Source organism: Kitasatospora sp. NPDC056531 (genome assembly GCF_042794375.1).
In the GTDB taxonomy this organism is placed as follows: Bacteria; Actinomycetota; Actinomycetes; order Streptomycetales; family Streptomycetaceae; genus Kitasatospora.
Map to the genome: position 1 here is coordinate 57,696 of NZ_JBHTTU010000033.1, position 17,458 is coordinate 75,153.

Consider the following 17,458-nt stretch of genomic DNA (forward strand, 5'->3'; position numbering starts at 1 on the left):
AATCCCAAGTGCCGGTGACGTGTCGGCGTGCTGCTGGTCGTCTCGGTGCTCGCCCTCCCGATCGCCCCCGGCAGCAAACTGCTGTTCTTCGCCAACCTTCAGAACCCCTCCCCTATCACTGTCCTCTCCTCCCCCCCCCCCCCCCCGCCGCCCGATCCGGATCGGGCAGCAGGTAGGGCTGGTTGCGCGCGGTCGCCGCGCGCCACCAGGAGAGCAGCTCGGGGTCGTCCAGGTCGTAGCCGGTGCCGTCGGGGGCCGCGCCGAGGGCGGCCGGCAGTAGCTGGCCCATCTCGGTCAGGGCCCGCCGCAGGGCGATCCGGGCGTCGAAGTGCGCGCCGAAGCCGAACATGACGTCCTCGGCGGGCTTGTCGGTGCGGCGGGAGAGCACGGCGAAGACCGGGATGCCGAGGTCGGAGGTGAGGTCCAGGGCCCACACCTCGCGGTTGAGGCCGGCGTAGAGCTCCATCGCGTCCCGGCTCCAGACGTCGCCGAACTCCTCCATCCGGACGGCCGGTTGGCGGGTGCGGTTGTACCACCAGAGTGCGACCGCGTCCCGTTCGACGAGTTCGAGGAAGCCGTGCACGATCGCGTCCTCCAGGCTGCTGCCCGCCGCGTTGCCGTTGGAGTCGGCGCGCAGCGCCCGGCTGCCGGCGGGTGGGGCCACCGGGCCGACCGCGCAGCTGTAGTAGAGCATTCCGGTGGGCAGCAGGCGCCGGCGGCCGTCGGCCAGCGACCAGACCGGGGTCCAGTCCACCTGCTCGGTCTCGTCGAAGGGCGCGGGCACGTACTGGAAGACGGAGTGCCGCTCGTTCCAGCGCTCCCGGTCCGCGTACTGGCGCGGGTCGAACAGCTGGCAGTCGTCCGGGTGGACCGCCTCCGCCGCCAACTCCCGGTAGCTGCCACGGATCCGGGTCTCGTCGCCGTGCAGCGCGCCGCAGTGCCGCTCCAGCGCCTCGCACATCGCGCTGACCTTCGCCTCCAGCGGGGTTGCGCCCTTGCCCCCGCTCATCTGCCGCAGCCCGGCGCGCAGTTGGGCGAGGTCGGCGGAGCCGGCCACCGGGTTGCGGCCGGAGACGTAGCAGTTGATCCGGACCGGGGCGCGCGGGTCCCGGCGGATCTCGGCGATCACACCGGTCACCGGGCTCACCAGGTGGCCGTAGCGCTCGTACACCTGCTCCGGCGTCTCGGCGCGGTGGCAGTCGGCGCCGTCCGCCTTCGGACGGGCCACCGGCACGACCGGGCGGGCCAGTTGGGCGGCCATCAGGCCCGGGTCGCCGCACTCGGGGCACTGCGGGCGGCGGCTCACCCGGTGGCCCTGGACGCCCAGGTCGAGGCTGTCCAGCACCCGGATCTCCCGCTGGCCCGGGTGCCGGTAGCCGGCCAGCCACTTGGCCGCCTCCAGGGCGGCGAGCTGCGCGCCGAGCGCCCGGACGGCGGGCACCGAGGTGTCCGGCCGGGCCACCGGGCCGGCCAGGCCCAGCGCCCGCTGCACCGGCACCTCGGAGCGCCGGTGGGCGCGCAGCCGGTGCGCCAGGCAGGTCCAGCACGGGCCGTCGGCCTCGCCGAACACCGGGCCCACCCAGGGGCTGGAGCCGCCGGGCTTGACCGCCAGCCAGGCCCGCCCGGCGGCCCGGTGGGCGGCGTCGATCTCCCGCAGGGCCGGGTCGAGGTAGTCGGTGCAGACCACCACCGACAGCTCGCCGGCGCCGGCCGCGGCGGAGACCGACAGGCCGTTGTTCCGGCAGGCCTGCTCGACCTCCCCCGCATCGGCGCCGCCGACCGCCAACACCGCCGCGCCCACCTCGACCCGGCCGAGCGCGGCGGCGCCGTCCAGGCCGGCCAGTTCCCAGTAGGCCCGCGCCGAGCGGCGGGCCGGCTCGGCGGTGGTCTCGTCGTGGTAGCCGATCAGCCCGGCCCGGGCGAGCCGGGCGATCAGCTGCCGCGCCCGGCCGTCCGGGAGCCCGGGCGCGGCGTCCCGCAGCACGCCGGCGAGGTCGCGGGTGCCGTCGAGCAGCGGCACCAGCCGTTCGATGCCCTCCCCTTGCAGGGCGGTCACACCCTGGTCGGAGACCAGGTAGGCCGCGTCGCCGGGCACCACTTCGGTGCGCAGATGGCTGCGGAAGCCGATCAGGCGGTGGTCGGCGGCGGGTGCGGCGGTCGAGTCGGCTCTGCGGGTCACCGGAGAACCCCTACAGGCCGTCGGTCGAGAAGCAGACGCACAGGTCGGCACGCCCGGCGGCGGGGTGGTCGAGGTCCACGATCGCCAGGTCCAGGTCGTGGTCCCCGGCCGAGGACATCAGGTCGATCAGGTCCAGCGAGTCGAGAAGGGCAGTTCCGAACACGTTCTCCCCCAGGTGTCGTGAAGGGCCGTCAGATCTCGTTGGGCTCCGCTGCGGGCCTTCCCGGAGCGGCACCAGGATTCTGGGCTGGCGACCGGAGCGCGGGACAGTGCCGCGCTCATCGATCGACCGTGAAATCCTCATGCCTCGGCCCGTTCTCGAGTCACCCTCGATCGGTGAGGCCGGCACTGGGTTCCGGACCGCCCCGGGTGCCAAGGTGAAGACGCTGCGAGGCGCATCCCCGCTCCTGGGGTCCACGAGGTCCGAAGGCCTTCGTGAGCAGCGAGTTCGCGACGCAAAGCCTTCGCGAGACCAGCGCCTTCGCAACGCAGCACGGAGCACGAGGCACGAAGGGAGACTCCGGTGGAGATCGGCATCCTGGGCCCACTGACCGCCAGGCTCGGACGGACGTCGGTGGTGCCGAGCGCGGGGAAGCCTAGACAGGTTCTCGCCCTGCTCGCCCTCCGATCCGGCACCAAGGTGCCGGTGGAGACGCTCTTCCACGAGCTGTGGTCGTACGATCCGCCGCGCAGCGCGGCCACCACCCTGCAGACCTACATCCTGCAGCTGCGCCGCATGCTGGCCAAGGGACTCGCGCCGGACGGCACCTGCCCCAAGACGCTGCTGCGCACCCAGTACAACGGCTACCTGCTCGACGTCCCCGTCGAGCAGACCGACGCGGCCCGGTTCGACCGGCTGCGGGAGGCCGGCCAGTCGGCGCTGCGGGCCGGCGACTGCGCGACCGCGGCGATCCAGCTGCGCGCCGCGCTCGACCTGTGGCGCGGGCCGGCCATGGCCGACCTGCAGCTCGGCGAGATCCTCTCGATCGAGGCCATCCAGCTGGAGGAGAACCGGCTGAGCACCGTCGACGACCGGATCAGCGCCGACCTGGGCCTGGGCCGGCACGCCAGCCTGATCGGCGAGCTGGCCTCGCTGACGGCCCGCCACCCGATGCACCAGAACCTGCACGCGCACTACATGCTGGCGCTCTACCGCTGCGGGCGGGCCTCCAACGCGCTGGACGTCTACCGGCGGCTGCACGGCACGCTGGTCGAGTCGATCGGTCTGGAGCCCTCTCCCAAGCTGCAGCGGCTGCACCACGCGATGCTCAACGCCGATCCCCAACTGGACGTCGTGGAGCGGCAGCCGGACCTCGCCCGGCTGTGACACGGTGACGACCGCTGCCGAGGGGGCTCCGGCAGCGGTCGTCGGTTCCGGGGGGTGGGCGGCTAGACCGGCTGGTTGCCGTGCTTGCGGCGGGGCAGCTCCGCGTGCTTGGAGCGGAGCACCGCCAGCGAGCGGATCAGTATCCGGCGGGTCTCCGCCGGGTCGATGACGTCGTCCACCAGGCCGCGTTCGGCCGCGTAGTACGGGTGCATCAGCTCCTCGCGGTACTCCTGGATCAGCAGGTCCCGGGTGGTCACCGGGTCGGTGGAGCCGGCGATCTCCCGGCGGAAGATCACGCTCACCGCGCCCTCCGCGCCCATCACCGCGATCTCGTTGGTGGGCCAGGCGAAGGACAGGTCGGCGCCCACCGAGCGGGAGTCCATCACGATGTAGGCGCCGCCGTAGGCCTTGCGCAGGATCAGCTGGATCCGCGGCACGGTGGCGTTGCAGTACGCGTACAGCAGTTTGGCGCCGTGCCGGATGATGCCGCCGTGCTCCTGGTCGACGCCGGGCAGGAAGCCGGGCACGTCCAGCATGGTGACCAGCGGGATGTTGAAGGCGTCGCAGAGCTGGACGAAGCGCGCGGCCTTCTCCGAGGAGTGGATGTCCAGCACCCCGGCCAGCGACTGCGGCTGGTTGGCGACGATGCCGACCACCGAGCCGTTCAGCCTGGTCAGCGCGCAGATCACGCTGTTCGCCCAGCGCTCCTGGAGCTCCAGGTACTCGCCGTCGTCGGCGATCGCCGCGACCACCTCGCGCATGTCGTACGGCTGGTTGCCGTTGACCGGCACCAGGTCGAGCAGCTCCTCGCAGCGGCGGTCGGCCGGGTCGCCGGTGGGCTCGACCGGCGGCATCTCCATGTTGTTCTGCGGCAGCAGCGAGAGCAGGTAGCGGACCTCCTCCAGGCAGGTCCGCTCGTCGTCGTAGGCGAAGTGCGCCACCCCGGAGACCTCGGCGTGCACGTCGGCGCCGCCCAGGCCGTTCTGGCTGATCTTCTCGCCGGTCACCGCCTGGACCACGTCCGGGCCGGTGATGAACATCTGCGAGGTCTCGCGGACCATGAACACGAAGTCGGTCAGCGCCGGCGAGTACGCGGCGCCACCGGCGCACGGGCCGAGCATCACCGAGATCTGCGGGATCACGCCGGAGGCCTTGGTGTTGCGCTGGAAGATGCCACCGTAGCCGGCGAGGGCCGTGACGCCCTCCTGGATCCGGGCGCCGGCGCCGTCGTTCAGCGACACCAGCGGCGCACCGGCGGCCAGGGCCATGTCCATGATCTTGTGGATCTTCTGCGCGTGGGCCTCGCCCAGCGCGCCGCCGAAGATCCGGAAGTCGTGCGCGTAGGTGAACACCGTCCGGCCGTGCACCTCGCCCCAGCCGACCACCACGCCGTCGGTGTACGGCTTGCGGTCCTCCAGGCCGAGGCCCGAGGCGCGGTGGCGGCGCAGCGGTTCCAGCTCGACGAAGGTGCCCTCGTCGAACAGCACGTCCAGCCGCTCCCGGACGGTCAACTTGCCGCGGGCGCGCTGGCGTTCGGTGGCGTCCACGCTCGGGCCGTCGTAGGCCTCCCGGTGCTTGGCGGCCAACTGCTCCACGGCGGAGCGCAGCTGCGGCCCGACCGCCGTGGTCCGGGGGTGCACCGGGGCCCGGACCGCGGCGGGCGGCGGGGTCGGGCTGCCGACGACGGTGCCGAGACGATCGGCGAGTCTGCTCTGGATGGTGGTCAACGTACTTCCGTTCCTTGAGAGATTAGTGAATCTCAGGGATTTGCCCATTGCGGGGCAAAGGTCCTCGTCTGACCCGGCCTGGAGGGCCGGTGCGAGGTAGACGCTTCACGGCCACCGGCGGGACCAGGCCCCGTCTTACGGTCGGCTCCACGTCCGTTTCGTGTCTCCGGGCCACTCCCGGCGACGTGGCGCTTCACGAGGGAAGCGAGGTTGAGTGCGGCGTTCTCATCGCGGTCGATGGCCAGCCCGCAGTTTTCGCAGCTGAAGGTACGGACCCGCAGAGGCAGCTTGGGTTTCACCGCCTGGCAGTGGGAGCACGTCTTGGAGCTGGGGAACCAGCGGTCGGCGACTTCGAGCCGGCCGCCGTTCCACACGGTTTTGTAGGCGAGTTGGCGGCGGATCTCGCCGAATCCGGCGTCTGACACGGCCCGGGCGAGATTGCGGTTCCTCACCATGCCGGCGACGTTGAGGTCTTCGACCACGATCGTGCCGTACTCGCGGGCAAGGTCGGTGGTGAGTTTGTGGATGCCGTCGCGGCGCAGGTTCGCGATGCGGTGGTGGACCTTGTTGCGCTGCTCGTTGGCGCGCAGCCATCGCTTCGAGGGCTGCGCGCCGGTGCGGCGGTCGGGACCGGTGCGCCGGGAGACGGTGCGGGACAGACGGCGGAGTTTCCTGAGGGCGTGGTCGTAGTGTTTCGGATTCTGGGCCGGGGGTCGGCCGTCGGAGAAGACCGCGAGGGTCTTCACGCCGAGATCGACGCCGACCACCGCGTCCGGCCGCCTCGGCGCCACATCGGGCCGCTCGACCTCGACCGAGAAGGAGACGTACCAGCGTCCGGCGTCCAGGCGCACGGTCGCGGACGTGATCCTCGCGGTGCCGTTGTCGATCCTGCGGGCCAGCTTGCGGGTGGACTCGTGGGTCTTGATCCGGCCGAGAACGGGCAGCACGACGTGCGTGCGCCCGTCCAGGCGGATGGCGCCGGTGGTGAACCGGCAGGACTTGACGGCCTTGTTCTTCGACTTGAAGCGCGGGAAGCCCATCGGACGGCCCCTGCGCCTGCCCTTCCTGGAGTCGGACCAGTTCCTCAGCCCCGTGGCGAGCTGCTCCAAGCCGGTGGCGTAGGCCTCCTTGGAGCACTGGGCCCACCACGGCGCGACGTCGTCCTTGGCCTGGTTCCACGCCTTGCGCATCGAGTACATCGACCAACCGAACGAGGGCGTGAGGTCCTCGATGCCGTAGGACCTCTCCGCCTCCCGCTGGGACAGGTTCGCCTTCACCCGCGCCAGCGCCCAGTTGTAGGCCACCCGCGCCGCCCCGGCATGCCGCAACAGCGCGACGACCTGACGCTCCGTCGGGTCGAGCGCGAAGCGGTACGCCTGCGTCACGATCACCAGGCGACCGTACCGGCCGCCACCGACAATCAGGCGAAAAGCCCGGATTGTTGAGGAATGCTGATGAAACTGACAACAGTTGGCTACCCCTCTTGTACTTCGGCCGGCGTCGGTGCGGAGCCGGGCCTCAGAGCCCGGCGGCCGCGCGCAGCTCCGCCGCCCGGTCGGTGCGCTCCCAGGTCAGGTCCTGCGACTCGCGGCCGAAGTGGCCGTAGGCGGCGGTCTGGGCGTAGATGGGCCGCAGCAGGTCCAGGTCGCGGATGATGGCGGCCGGGCGCAGGTCGAAGACCTTGGTGACGGCCTCCTGGATGGTCAGCACCGGCACGGTCTCGGTGCCGAAGGTCTCGACGAACAGGCCGACCGGCTCGGCCTTGCCGATCGCGTACGCGACCTGCACCTCGGCGCGGCGGGCCAGGCCCGCGGCGACGATGTTCTTGGCGACCCAGCGCATCGCGTAGGCGGCCGAGCGGTCCACCTTGGACGGGTCCTTGCCGGAGAAGGCGCCACCGCCGTGGCGGGCCATGCCACCGTAGGTGTCCACGATGATCTTGCGGCCGGTCAGGCCGGCGTCGCCCATCGGGCCGCCGACCTCGAAGCGGCCGGTCGGGTTGACCAGCAGCCGGTAGTCGCTGGTGTCGATGCCGAGCGCGGCGAGCTCGGGCTCGACCACGTACTCGCGGATGTCGGGGGCGAGCAGGCCCTCCAGGCTGATGTCGGCGGCGTGCTGCGAGGAGACCACCACGGTGTCCAGGCGCACGGCGCGGTCGCCGTCGTACTCGATGGTGACCTGGGTCTTGCCGTCGGGGCGCAGGTACGGGATGGTCCCGTTCTTGCGGACCTCGGACAGGCGCTTGGACAGCCGGTGCGCCAGGGCGATCGGCAGCGGCATCAGCTCGGGGGTGTCGTCGCAGGCGTAGCCGAACATCAGGCCCTGGTCGCCGGCGCCCTGCTTGTCGAGCTCGTCCTCGGCGCCCTCGACCCGGGACTCGTAGGCGGCGTCGACGCCCTGGGCGATGTCCGGGGACTGCGAGCCGATGGAGACGGAGACGCCGCAGGAGGCTCCGTCGAAGCCCTTCTGCGAACTGTCGTAGCCGATCTCCAGGACGGTGCGCCGGACGATCGCGGCGATGTCGGCGTAGCCGGAGGTCGCGACCTCCCCGGCGATGTGCACCTGACCGGTGGTGATCAGCGTCTCGACCGCGACCCGGCTGCCCGGGTCCTGGGTGAGCAGCGCGTCCAGGATGGCGTCGCTGATCTGGTCGGCGATCTTGTCGGGGTGGCCTTCGGTCACGGACTCGGAGGTGAACAGGCGGCGGGCCATGGGTGCTCCGTAAGGGTGGGCAACGTGGACGGACAGGCGGACAGGCGGACGGACGGACAGGCGGGCGGACGGGGAAACGGCGGCCGGTCCCCGCCGGTGGGGCGGCGGGGACCGAGCGGGGCGGTCAGCTCGCTTCGAGCAGCCGCTTGAGCTGGACGAGTTCCTCGGCCATCTCGTTGCGCTGCCCGACCACCACGTCCTCGTCGACGTGGGGCGGCAGGTTGACGGTGAAGCGCACGGCCACGTGCTCGTCGTGCTCCTGGAGGTCGAGCTCGGCCTCCTCCTCCTGGCCGCGGATCAGCGAGTGGATGACGTAGCGGCGGGCGCCGGCGCTCTCGGTGGCGGTGATCCAGGTCTCGATCGGGCCCATCACGGACTGCACCTGGAACCTGCCGTCCTTCTCGCCGTCGACCGCCTGGAAGAAGGTGGTCCACTCGGTCAGGTTGGGCATGTGCTTGAGGTAGGCGCCGACCGTGGCGAGGTCGCCCCTGATGTCGATGCCTCCGGTCACGGGGATCATTGCGGTTGTCCTCGCTCTCTCGTGCTCTCGTGCTCTCTCTCGTGATGCGGGGCGGCCGGTCAGAGCAGGCTGAACTGCTCGCGGACGCCGCCGATCAGCTCGCGCGGCGAGCCGGGCGGCTCCTCGGCGCTGCCCCGCAGGGTGCTCTGCAGCAGGGCGGCCAGCGGCAGCACGGTGGGCAGGTGCGGGTCGGCGAGGCCGATCAGCAGCTGCTGGTGGGCGCCGTCCGCGAAGGTGGCGTCTCCGGCCGCGTCCGCGCCCTTGATCAGCTCGCCGGCCTTCTCCTGGTAGCGGGCGGCCGCCGCGGAGCGCTCCTCGGGGCCCGGGGCGGCCAGGGTGTCGACGGCCGCCTGGCCGGCGAACAGCCCGGCCTGGACGGCGATGTCGATGCCGCTGCAGAAGAACGGGTCCAGGAAGGCGGCGGCGTCGCCGGCGATCGCGTACGACTCCCCCGCCAGCACGGTGGCGCGGAAGCGCCGGTTGAGCGCGGGCAGCACCGGCAGCAGCTGGTCGGCGCCGGCCAGCAGGGTCTGCAGCGGCGCGGCCTCGTCGACCTCGGCCCAGAACAGCGACTCGATGTCGCCGCCGTAGCGCTGGGCGTGCTCGTCGCCGACCACCACGCCGACGCCGACCCGGCCGCCGCCCATCGGGATCACGAACACGTAGCCGTGGGTGATGCCGATGATGGTCATCGTGCCCTCGACCGCCAGCTCGTGCTCGCGCTCGGGCTTGAAGTGGCTGAACACCGCCTCGCGCGGGTCGAGTTGCTGCTCGGGCTCCTCCCGGGTGCCGAGCGCCCGGGAGACCAGGGCGGACTTGCCGCTGGCGTCGATGACGTACCGGGCGGAGAGCTCGGCGATCCCGGCCGGGGTGGCCGCGGTGAGCTTGACACCGCTGCCGTCGGCCGCGAACTCGACGTCGGTGACGGTGTGCAGCGGGCGGTAGCTCGCGCCCTGGCGGATCGCGTTGTCCACCAGGATCTTGTCGAACTTGGAGCGGTCCAGCCGGACCACGGCCGGCAGGTCGCAGCCGGCCGCCCGGGACAGCGTCAGCTCCAGGCCGAAGCGGCCGGTGGCGTTGAGGAAGCGCACGCCGGTGGCGGCCCCGAAGGCCTCCTTGACGTCCTCCACTCCGAGCCCGCGCAGCAGCGGCAGGGTCTCGCCCGACCACGACTCGGGCAGGTGGGGGGCCGGCTGCATCGCGCGGTCCAGCAGCAGGACGCTCAGGCCCGCCTTGGCCGCGGCCGCCGCCGCGGTGGAGCCGGCCGGGCCGGCTCCGATCACGATCACATCGGTGGTCACGCGGCGGCTCCCAGGGCGGCGGGCGCAGGCTGCGCGCCCGCCTCGAAGTGGCTGACGAAACTGTCCAGGATCCGGCCGAGGCGGTCCTCGAAGCGGCGCCGGTAGGCGTCCCGGTAGTCCTGGTGGGCGGGGTCGGACGGGCTGCCGCCCGGCTGGGCCGGGAGCAGCTCGTAGTTCCGCTCGGCGGTGACCAGGCAGCCGCCGTCCTGCTCGGTGAAGCGCCAGGCGCCGACGTGGTCGGCCATGCCGGGCGGCGGGGTCGGGCTGAAGAACTCGATGTCGCCGCCGGGGGCCAGGAAACGGACGGTGCGGACGAACTCGGTCCGGCCGTCGCGCTCCACCTCCAGGTCGAACTCCTGGTGCGCGCCGTCGTCGTAGTGCACCCGGACGGAGGTGATCCGGTCCCAGACGGCGTGCCAGGAGGCGATGTCCCAGAACAGCGCCCGGACCTCGGCCACCGGGGCGTCGATCGACCGGCTGACGCTCAACAGGTCGCTGCGGTCGGCGAGTTCGGCTGTCTCACGGGATTCGGCCCGCTCAGCGGTCGACATCGGCCTCGACCGCCTCGCGGAACAGCTGCAGGTTGTGCTGCAGGTGGCCGGAGAGCCGGCGGCCGAACTCGGCCTCGTCCGGCACCGGGGCGGCGGCCGGGTCACCGGAGGGCGGCGCCAGCAGCTCGAACTCGCGGGTGGCGGTGACGGTGGTGCGGCCGTCCTGCTCGGCGAAGGTCCAGCGGCCGGTCATCCGCTTCAGCAGCGGCGGCGGCGTGGTCTGCACCAGCTCCAGCTCGTACGGGGCGCGGCAGTAGCGGACGCCGCGGACGGTCTCCTGGCCGCCGGGGCGCTCCACCGTCATGGTGAACTCCTGGTTGTAGCCGTCGCAGTAGAGCACCTGGACGTCCAGGGTGTCCGGCAGGATCGCGGGCCAGCGGTCCAGGTCGGCGAAGGCGCCGTAGGCGGCCTCGATCGGGGCGTCGATGACGACGCTCTCGGTGATGGCGGCCACGGCGGTCACTCCCCGCCCTTGCCGGTGAGCACCTTGCGCCAGGAGTCCAGCGCCAGCTTGGAGTGGCCGGCCAGCATGGTCCTCACCTGCTCCTCGGTGCTCGCCTCCTCGGTGGCCGGGTAGACCAGCGGGGCGACCTCCTCGTGGAGGTTCCACACGTGGGTGACCTCGACGTGGGTGTGCTCCGGGTTGCCGGCGGCCTGGGTGAAGCGCCAGATCCCGCCGTGGTGCTTGAGGAACTCCGGCGGCTCGGGCTGGAAGAACTCGATCTCCCCGGGGCGGCAGTTGCGGATCGAGCGGACCCGCAGCTGGGAGCCGTCGGTCTCCGAGGCGACCGTCATGAAGAACTCCTGGTAGCGCCCGTCGTCGTAGCGGACGTCGATCTCCTGCACGTGCGGCAGGTACTGGGGCCACGCGCGGACCTCGAACAGCGCCCCGTAGACGGCGTCCAGCGGCGCCTCGATCACGAGGGTCTGCACGGTGCGGTGGGCGAACCCGGGGTGGGTGTCGATGGTGAGGCCCGCCGTGGGGCTGACGGTGGTCATCTCTGCTTGCTCCTTGGGCTGTTGTGCGTTCGGTCGGGTCTCAGGCGCCGAGCCAGTCCTCGCGGCGGCCGGCGAACAGGTCGACCATCGGGGTGTTCATGGCCCAGTGCGGGTGCTCCAGCGCGGTGGTCTCGCCCCAGAAGTCCGGGTTGGTGAACTCGAGCATCACGTTCATGTGCCACTCGCGGCCCAGCTGGGTGAGCGTGAACTTGTCGTCGGCGAGCTCGGCCAGGCCGCGGCTGAGGATCCGCTCGACCTCGGGCTTGAAGTCCTCCAGGAAGCTGGAGCCGAACTGGAACTCGTACTCCTTCAGGTCGACCGCGAAGGCCTGCAGGATGTTCATCACGTACCGCTCCTTGCGGACCCGCGGGCTCAGCTGGGAGGAGACGGCCGAGATGAAGTGCTCGCCGCGGTTGACGGCGGCGATGTAGCCCTCGACGTCCTTGCGGCCGCCGACCCGGTAGTCGTTGATGAAGCTGTAGGCGCTGGGGCCGACGCCGAGGATCTCGACGTTGTTCCGCAGGAAGGTCCACTCGTTGTAGACGTTCTCCCAGCCCGGCCGGCAGAAGTGGTCGAACATGTAGTTGTGGAAGCCCATGTTCTCGGTGGCCTCGACCAGGTCGCGGTACATGTTGCGGACGTACTCCGACTCCTTGTCCACCAGCGGGGCGACCTTGCCCATCTTGATGAACTTGTCCTGCGGGGTGCCGGGGTGGATCCGGTACAGGTAGGTGGTCAGGTGCTTGACGTCGAGGTCGCGCAGCACCTCCAGGTCACGCTGCCAGGTCTCCCGCCGGTGGCCGGGCAGGTTGTACATCATGTCCATCTGGATGTTGCTGAAGCCGCGCGAGGAGAGCTCGTTGATGGCCTTGACGGACTCCTGGGCGGCGTGCGGGGAGCCGATGATCCGCAGGATGCTCTCGTCGAAGGACTGCACGCCGAGGCTGACCCGGTTGATGTGCGAGTCGGCGACGTAGTCCAGCTTGTCCGGGGTGTAGTCGCGGGCGTTGCCCTCGAGGGTGAGCTCGTAGTCCTTGGCCACCGGGTAGTTGGCGAAGATGGTGTCCAGGATCCGCTTCAGGTACGCGGTCTTGAGCAGCGAGCCGGTGCCGCCGCCGATGTAGATGGCGCGCAGGCTGCCGGTCTGGAAGCGCTTGTAGGACGCCCAGCGCTCCAGGTCGGCGACGATCGCGTCGACGAAGCGCGCCTCCTTGTTGCGCGGGTCGTGCGGGGAGAGCTGGTCGACGAAGTACGGGCAGGAGTAGCAGCGCACCCGGCAGAACGGGATCGACAGGTACATCACGTAGTCCTGGCCGGTCTGGTCGAGCGCCAGCTGCGGCAGGAACTCCTGGCCGGAGCGGTTCTCCCAGAGCGCCGGCGGATACAGGATGAACGGGGTGGTGTACTTCTGCGGGTACGGCTGGGTGGTGACGGGCGCGGTCATGCTCGGGTCTCCAATCGGACGTTCACAGGCTGGGGAGTTCGTCAGGACGCGCTGCGCGGCTCGGCGTACATCGGCAGGCCGCCCTCGGGGCGGAGGGTCATCACCGGGCCGGCGACCACCCGGTGGCCCGGCACGGAGCGCAGCCGGAACTGCTGCACCACGGTGGTGAGCAGCAGCTGCGCCTCCATCAGTGCGAAGTGCACGCCCAGGCACTGGCGTTGGCCGCCGCTGAACGGGACGTAGGCGTAGTGGTGCTGCTTGGCGACGTTCTCCGGGGTGAACCGCTCCGGGTCGAAGCGCTCGGCGTCGCTCCAGTAGTCGGGGTGACGGTGCACGACCCAGGGGCAGATGGTGATGCTGGCGTCCTTCGGCAGCGGCAGGCCGCCCACCTCGTCGGGGCCGTTGCCCCAGCGGGCCAGCAGGTAGATCGGCGGATAGAGCCGCATCGCCTCCTGGACCACCTGCTTGGTGTACGGCAGGTTCGGCAGGTCGGCGACGGTGGCGGTGCGGCCGGCCAGCTGGGTGTCGACCTCGTGCTCCAGCCGCTCCAGCACCTCGGGGTGCTCGGCGAGCAGATGGAAGGTCCAGGTCAGCGCGTCGGCGGTGGTCTCGTGGCCGGACAGCAGCAGGGTCATGACCTCGTCGCGCAGCTGCTGGTCGCTCATCCCGCGGCCGCCGTCCTCGTCGGTGACGGCCATCAGCAGGGAGAGCAGGTCGCCGGTGTCGACGGGGTTGTCGCGGCGGCTGGCGATGATGTCGTGGATGACCTCGTCCAGCTCGGCGACGTTGGCGTTGAACCGCTTGACCAGCGGCAGGAACGGCATGTTGACCATCAGCGGGCCGAACGGGTTGCCGAGCAGCTTGGCGAACTGCTCGCTGACCTCGCTGAACGCGGTGCCGACCTTGCCGGCCTCGTTGATGATGTCCATGTTGAACAGCGTCTGGCCGACGATGTCCAGGGTGAGCTGCATCATCTCGGCGTCGACGTTGACCGGGCCGTCGTCGCCGCGGGCGCCGCGCTCGCGCCAGCGGTCCAGCATCCGCAGCGTCGCGCCGGTCATCATGTCGCCGTAGGTGGCGACCCGCTGCTTGGTGAACCCGGGCTGGATCAGCCGGCGCTGACGGCTCCACAGGTCGCCGTCGCTGGTCACCAGGCCCTTGCCCATGACCCGGCCGAGCAGCAGGAAGGCCGGGTGCGGGGCCTTGCTGTAGTTGGCCGAGTTGGTGGCCAGCACGTGCCGGATGTGGTCCGGGTCCGAGAGGAAGTAGAAGTACTGGTTGGCCAGGAAGCGCACCTTGACGGCGTCGCCGTGCTGCTGGAACACGTCGGTGAGCAGGGCGATCGGGTTCTTCGAGAAGCCGCGCATCACACCGAGCGGGGAGCCGCCGGTGGCGACCTCCCAGGTCTTCGCGGGGCGGGCGGCGGCCCGCCGCTCCGGGGCGATGGTCATCGGGCCGCCGCCTTCCCGCCCTCGATGCCGACGGGCCGGCCGATCAGGTAGGTGACCGGCGGTCCGCCCCGGCCCTCGGGCTTCAGGGCGCCGGCCTCCCAGGAGTAGTCCGACGCGTCGAGGTCGTGCACCATCTCTCGAAGCTCCTCAGTGGTGTAGGTGCGCAGGTTGGAGGCGATGCCGTCCCACATGAAGGCGAGCGGCACCAGCGGCACGAGGTAGCTGAAGAACAGCCGGCTGTAGCTGACCGGCCGCAGCCGGGCCGCCCAGCCCCAGACCAGCAGCGGGCCGAGCGGGACGGTGAGCAGGATCGGCGCCCAGCGGCGCTCGGTGAACTCGAACACGGCGACGGCCTCGCGCCGCCGGTAGGCGTCCTTCAGCACCCGGCGGGCGGTGTGCGGCCGCAGGTGGTGGAAGCCGGTGAACAGGGTGCGCAGTCCGGACAGCCGCTCGGGCACGGCCGTCGCGTCGACGGACTGCGCCTCGAAGCGGGTGCGGCCGTCGCCGATCGTGCGGACCGCCGCGGCCAGCGCCTCCCGGTTGGGGTACTTGTCGGTGAGGACCAGCTCGACGTCGGCGTCCTCCTCGGCCAGCCGGCCCTTCAGCACCGTCCAGGGGCCGGAGCCGCCGGAGCACAGGTCGACGATCCGGGAGATGTCGTGCTCACGGACCAGCTTGGCCAGCAACGGCACCACCGGCGCGTAGACGTCGCCGCGCAGCACGATGGCCTCGCGCAGCAGGTCGGTGATCGGGTTCCGCAGCACCGCGGGGAACCAGGACAGATCCTCGAACTCGAACAGGTGACGCCGTTTCATCGCAACTGACCTCGCTCCACTGGATGGCGCCGTTCGGATTTCTCGGCGGTCGACGCCGAACAACCCCCATACTCCGCACTGGAATTCGAGCGGACCATCCCCAAAACCATGCAGCGCTCCGGTCAAGCCCTAGCGGGCCGCTGCATACCGACGGCGAGTCGGCGCGCTTACCGCCTCTGAGCAGTCGATATGCCCGCATACCGAAGTCGCCGGCAAAGGCGCTCAAGTGGCGTTCAAGCGAAATTCGAGGGGTTGCCGCAAAAGCCGGTGAAGAATTGCCGGGCAACAATTGCCGGATCGATGCGAATCATCGATGCGAATCCCTTATCACCGACGAAAGGACTTCCCCCATGTGGGAGTACGAGCACAGCGTGATCGCCGACACCACTCCTGAGGCGGTCTGGGCCCTCTACAGCGACACCACCAAGTGGGAGAGCTGGGACCAGGGCCTGGACGCGATCGAGCTGCACGGCCCGTTCGAGGTGGGCACCAAGGGCCACCTGAAGCCCAAGGGCCAGGACGGCTTCCCGTTCACCCTGATCGAGGCCGAGCCCAACAAGCGCTTCACCGACGAGACCGTGGTCAACGGCCTGGTCCTGCACTTCATCCACATCCTGGAGGCGCAGGAGGACGGCCGTACCAAGATCACCCACCGGGTCGAGATCACCGGCCCGGCCGCCGCCGAGGCCGCCCCGCACGTCGGCCCCGCGGTCACCGCCGACATCCCGGCCACCGTCGCCCGTCTCGCGGAGATCGCCGCGGCCTGACGGCCTGAGCCGACAACCCCTTCCACCCCAGGAGGCGCACGTGTCCATCATCGAGTCCAGGACTTCCACGGAGACGGCGCCTCCCGGGGCGCCGTCGCCCGCCGCGGCCGCCGGCCCAGGCCACCGGGCCGCCAACGGGATAGTCCTGCTCCTGCTCTGCCTCAGCGAATTCATGATGTCGCTGGACTTCTCCATCGTGAACGTCTCACTGCCCGCGATCCAGGGCGACCTCGGCTTCCGCGCCGGGGACCTGGTCTGGGTGGTCACCGCGTACGTCCTCGCCTTCGGCGGCTTCCTGATCGTCGGCGGACGGCTCGCCGACCTCTACGGGCGCCGGCGCCTGCTGGTGCTCGGCCTCACCGGCTTCACCGCCGCCTCGGTGCTGGCCGGACTCGCCGGCTCGCCCGGACAGTTGGTCGCCCTGCGGGCCGTCCAGGGCCTGTGCGCGGCGGCCGTCACCCCGGCCGCGCTGGCCACCCTGACCACCACCTTCACCGGCGAGAAGGAGCGCCAGCAGGCGATGGGCGCCTGGGGCGCGGTGCTCGGCGCGGGCTTCGTCTCCGGGGTGGTCGGCGGCGGCATCATCACCCAGTACCTGAACTGGTCCTGGGTGTTCTGGATGAACGTGCCGATCGGCGCCGTCCTCGCCGTGCTCACCGCCCGACTGCTCGGCCCCGGCCGGGACGGCCGCCGGCCGCGCCGGATGGACCTGCCCGGCGCCGTCCTGATCACCGGTTCGGTGGTGGCCCTGGTCTTCGCACTCTCCGAGAGCAGCGTGACGGGCTGGACCTCCACCCGGGTGCTGGGCGCGCTGGCGCTGGCCGCGGTCGGCGGACTGGCCTTCGCCGCGGTCGAAGTGCGCAGCGCCGAACCGGTGTTGCCGCTCGGCCTGCTGAAGCTGCGCCGGCTGGTGGTGGCCAACCTGGCCAATGTGCTGATGATGGGCTCGTTCTTCGGGCTGGTCTACACCGTCACCCTGTTCCTGCAGGACGTGATGAACTTCTCCCCGCTGCGTGCCGGCCTGACCTTCGCGGCCGCCGGGGTCGCGGGGCTGGCGGCCGGCGCCTCCTCCGAGCCGCTGGCCCGGAAGTTCGGCGCCACCCGGGTGCTGATCATCGGCGCGCTGTTCCAGGCCGCCGCCACCGGGGTGCTGGCCACCCTGCCGACCAGCGGCACCCAGCCGTTCGTGTCGGCCTGCACGGTGGTGGTGAACTTCAGCGGCGTGGTGGCGATCGTGATGATCAACCTGGCCGCCACCGAGGGTGTCGCCGACCAGGACCAGGGCGCCGCCGGCGGCCTGCTGAGCACCTGCGAGCAGATCGGCGGGGCGATCGGCCTGGCCGTGATCTCCACGGTGGCCACCTCCCGGGCGCACCACCTGGCCGGTTCGGGGCACCCGGACACCCACGCGCTGCTGGCCGGGGACCGCTGGGGCATGGCCACCGCGGCCGCCCTGGCCGTGGCCGGCGCGCTGATCGCCCTGGTCGGACTGCGCAAGCCCGCGAAGAACTGACGGAACGGAACTGACCGGACGTCGAACCCAGAGCGCCCCACCGCGGTCCGACCGCAGTGTGGGGGTTTTTTTGGTTGGTGGACCGGGGTGTTTTGCACCCGGTTTTTTAAGCCCCTCGTCCCCGTTCACCCCCCCCCCTCCAACCATTCCCC

Annotated in this window: 16 protein-coding genes; 3 read left to right on the forward strand and 13 right to left on the reverse strand. The window is 71.1% G+C overall.

What is annotated here, in order from left to right; genetic code table 11:
* Positions 1-115: 115 nt before the first annotated feature.
* Together ACFQ87_RS25535 and ACFQ87_RS25540 are read right to left on the reverse strand one after the other, a co-directional pair.
* A complete protein-coding gene (locus ACFQ87_RS25535) occupies positions 116-2,179 on the reverse strand; it encodes a TOMM precursor leader peptide-binding protein (protein ID WP_380613128.1) in 2,064 nt (687 codons plus the stop codon).
* 10 nt (positions 2,180-2,189) lie between these two features.
* Positions 2,190-2,342 (reverse strand): hypothetical protein, encoded by a 153-nt coding sequence (locus tag ACFQ87_RS25540; protein ID WP_380613129.1) that lies wholly within the window; start codon positions 2,340-2,342, stop codon positions 2,190-2,192.
* 360 nt (positions 2,343-2,702) lie between these two features.
* On the opposite strand from ACFQ87_RS25540, the gene ACFQ87_RS25545 reads away from it, so the two are divergent.
* Complete coding sequence (locus ACFQ87_RS25545; RefSeq protein ID WP_380613130.1) at positions 2,703-3,506, forward strand: BTAD domain-containing putative transcriptional regulator; 804 nt, start codon at positions 2,703-2,705, stop codon at positions 3,504-3,506.
* 62 nt (positions 3,507-3,568) lie between these two features.
* On the opposite strand, the gene ACFQ87_RS25550 is transcribed toward ACFQ87_RS25545, so the two are convergent.
* From ACFQ87_RS25550 to ACFQ87_RS25600, 11 genes are all read right to left on the reverse strand, one after another.
* Positions 3,569-5,113, reverse strand: coding sequence for an acyl-CoA carboxylase subunit beta (locus ACFQ87_RS25550; RefSeq protein ID WP_380613163.1), 1,545 nt, complete (start codon positions 5,111-5,113; stop codon positions 3,569-3,571).
* Between the two features lie 152 nt (positions 5,114-5,265).
* Entirely contained in the window at positions 5,266-6,624 is a 1,359-nt protein-coding gene (gene tnpB / locus ACFQ87_RS25555) for an IS607 family element RNA-guided endonuclease TnpB (RefSeq protein ID WP_380613131.1), read from the reverse strand.
* A 127-nt stretch (positions 6,625-6,751) separates the two neighbouring features.
* Positions 6,752-7,945 carry a methionine adenosyltransferase gene (metK, locus tag ACFQ87_RS25560; protein WP_380613132.1) on the reverse strand — a complete coding sequence of 398 codons (1,194 nt, stop codon included), beginning with the start codon at positions 7,943-7,945 and terminating at the stop codon, positions 6,752-6,754.
* A gap of 124 nt (positions 7,946-8,069) precedes the next feature.
* On the reverse strand, positions 8,070-8,465 hold the full coding sequence (locus ACFQ87_RS25565) for a hypothetical protein (RefSeq protein WP_380613133.1): 396 nt from the start codon (positions 8,463-8,465) through the stop codon (positions 8,070-8,072).
* Between the two features lie 59 nt (positions 8,466-8,524).
* Positions 8,525-9,766, reverse strand: coding sequence for an NAD(P)/FAD-dependent oxidoreductase (locus ACFQ87_RS25570; protein WP_380613134.1), 1,242 nt, complete (start codon positions 9,764-9,766; stop codon positions 8,525-8,527).
* Positions 9,763-10,317 (reverse strand): SRPBCC family protein, encoded by a 555-nt coding sequence (locus ACFQ87_RS25575; RefSeq protein ID WP_380613135.1) that lies wholly within the window; start codon positions 10,315-10,317, stop codon positions 9,763-9,765. The genes ACFQ87_RS25570 and ACFQ87_RS25575 overlap by 4 nt, the downstream gene beginning before the upstream one ends.
* Complete coding sequence (locus tag ACFQ87_RS25580) at positions 10,304-10,771, reverse strand: SRPBCC family protein (protein WP_380613136.1); 468 nt, start codon at positions 10,769-10,771, stop codon at positions 10,304-10,306. The genes ACFQ87_RS25575 and ACFQ87_RS25580 overlap by 14 nt, the downstream gene beginning before the upstream one ends.
* Before the next feature lie 5 nt (positions 10,772-10,776).
* Positions 10,777-11,316: an SRPBCC family protein gene (locus ACFQ87_RS25585; protein ID WP_380613137.1), complete on the reverse strand. Its 540-nt coding sequence runs from the start codon at positions 11,314-11,316 to the stop codon at positions 10,777-10,779.
* A gap of 40 nt (positions 11,317-11,356) precedes the next feature.
* Entirely contained in the window at positions 11,357-12,760 is a 1,404-nt protein-coding gene (locus tag ACFQ87_RS25590) for a coproporphyrinogen-III oxidase family protein (protein WP_380613138.1), read from the reverse strand.
* Between the two features lie 41 nt (positions 12,761-12,801).
* A complete protein-coding gene (locus tag ACFQ87_RS25595) occupies positions 12,802-14,211 on the reverse strand; it encodes a cytochrome P450 (RefSeq protein ID WP_380613139.1) in 1,410 nt (469 codons plus the stop codon).
* Positions 14,208-15,026 carry a hypothetical protein gene (locus ACFQ87_RS25600; RefSeq protein WP_380613140.1) on the reverse strand — a complete coding sequence of 273 codons (819 nt, stop codon included), beginning with the start codon at positions 15,024-15,026 and terminating at the stop codon, positions 14,208-14,210. Before ACFQ87_RS25600 ends, ACFQ87_RS25595 begins: the two co-directional genes overlap by 4 nt.
* A 350-nt stretch (positions 15,027-15,376) precedes the next feature.
* Between ACFQ87_RS25600 and ACFQ87_RS25605 the strand changes: the two genes are divergently transcribed.
* Positions 15,377-15,793 carry an SRPBCC family protein gene (locus ACFQ87_RS25605; protein ID WP_380613141.1) on the forward strand — a complete coding sequence of 139 codons (417 nt, stop codon included), beginning with the start codon at positions 15,377-15,379 and terminating at the stop codon, positions 15,791-15,793.
* 40 nt (positions 15,794-15,833) lie between these two features.
* Positions 15,834-17,306: an MFS transporter gene (locus tag ACFQ87_RS25610; protein WP_380613142.1), complete on the forward strand. Its 1,473-nt coding sequence runs from the start codon at positions 15,834-15,836 to the stop codon at positions 17,304-17,306.
* Positions 17,307-17,458 lie beyond the last annotated feature (152 nt).

Coding starts and splice junctions, on each gene's coding strand:
- metK (WP_380613132.1), bottom strand. CDS start 7,945: ATGGCCCGCCGCCTGTTCACCTCCGAGTCCGTGACCGAAGGCCACCCC.
- ACFQ87_RS25575 (WP_380613135.1), bottom strand. CDS start 10,317: ATGTCGACCGCTGAGCGGGCCGAATCCCGTGAGACAGCCGAACTCGCC.
- ACFQ87_RS25585 (WP_380613137.1), bottom strand. CDS start 11,316: ATGACCACCGTCAGCCCCACGGCGGGCCTCACCATCGACACCCACCCC.
- ACFQ87_RS25605 (WP_380613141.1), top strand. CDS start 15,377: ATGTGGGAGTACGAGCACAGCGTGATCGCCGACACCACTCCTGAGGCG.
- ACFQ87_RS25565 (WP_380613133.1), bottom strand. CDS start 8,465: ATGATCCCCGTGACCGGAGGCATCGACATCAGGGGCGACCTCGCCACG.
- ACFQ87_RS25600 (WP_380613140.1), bottom strand. CDS start 15,026: ATGAAACGGCGTCACCTGTTCGAGTTCGAGGATCTGTCCTGGTTCCCC.
- ACFQ87_RS25595 (WP_380613139.1), bottom strand. CDS start 14,211: ATGACCATCGCCCCGGAGCGGCGGGCCGCCGCCCGCCCCGCGAAGACC.
- ACFQ87_RS25590 (WP_380613138.1), bottom strand. CDS start 12,760: ATGACCGCGCCCGTCACCACCCAGCCGTACCCGCAGAAGTACACCACC.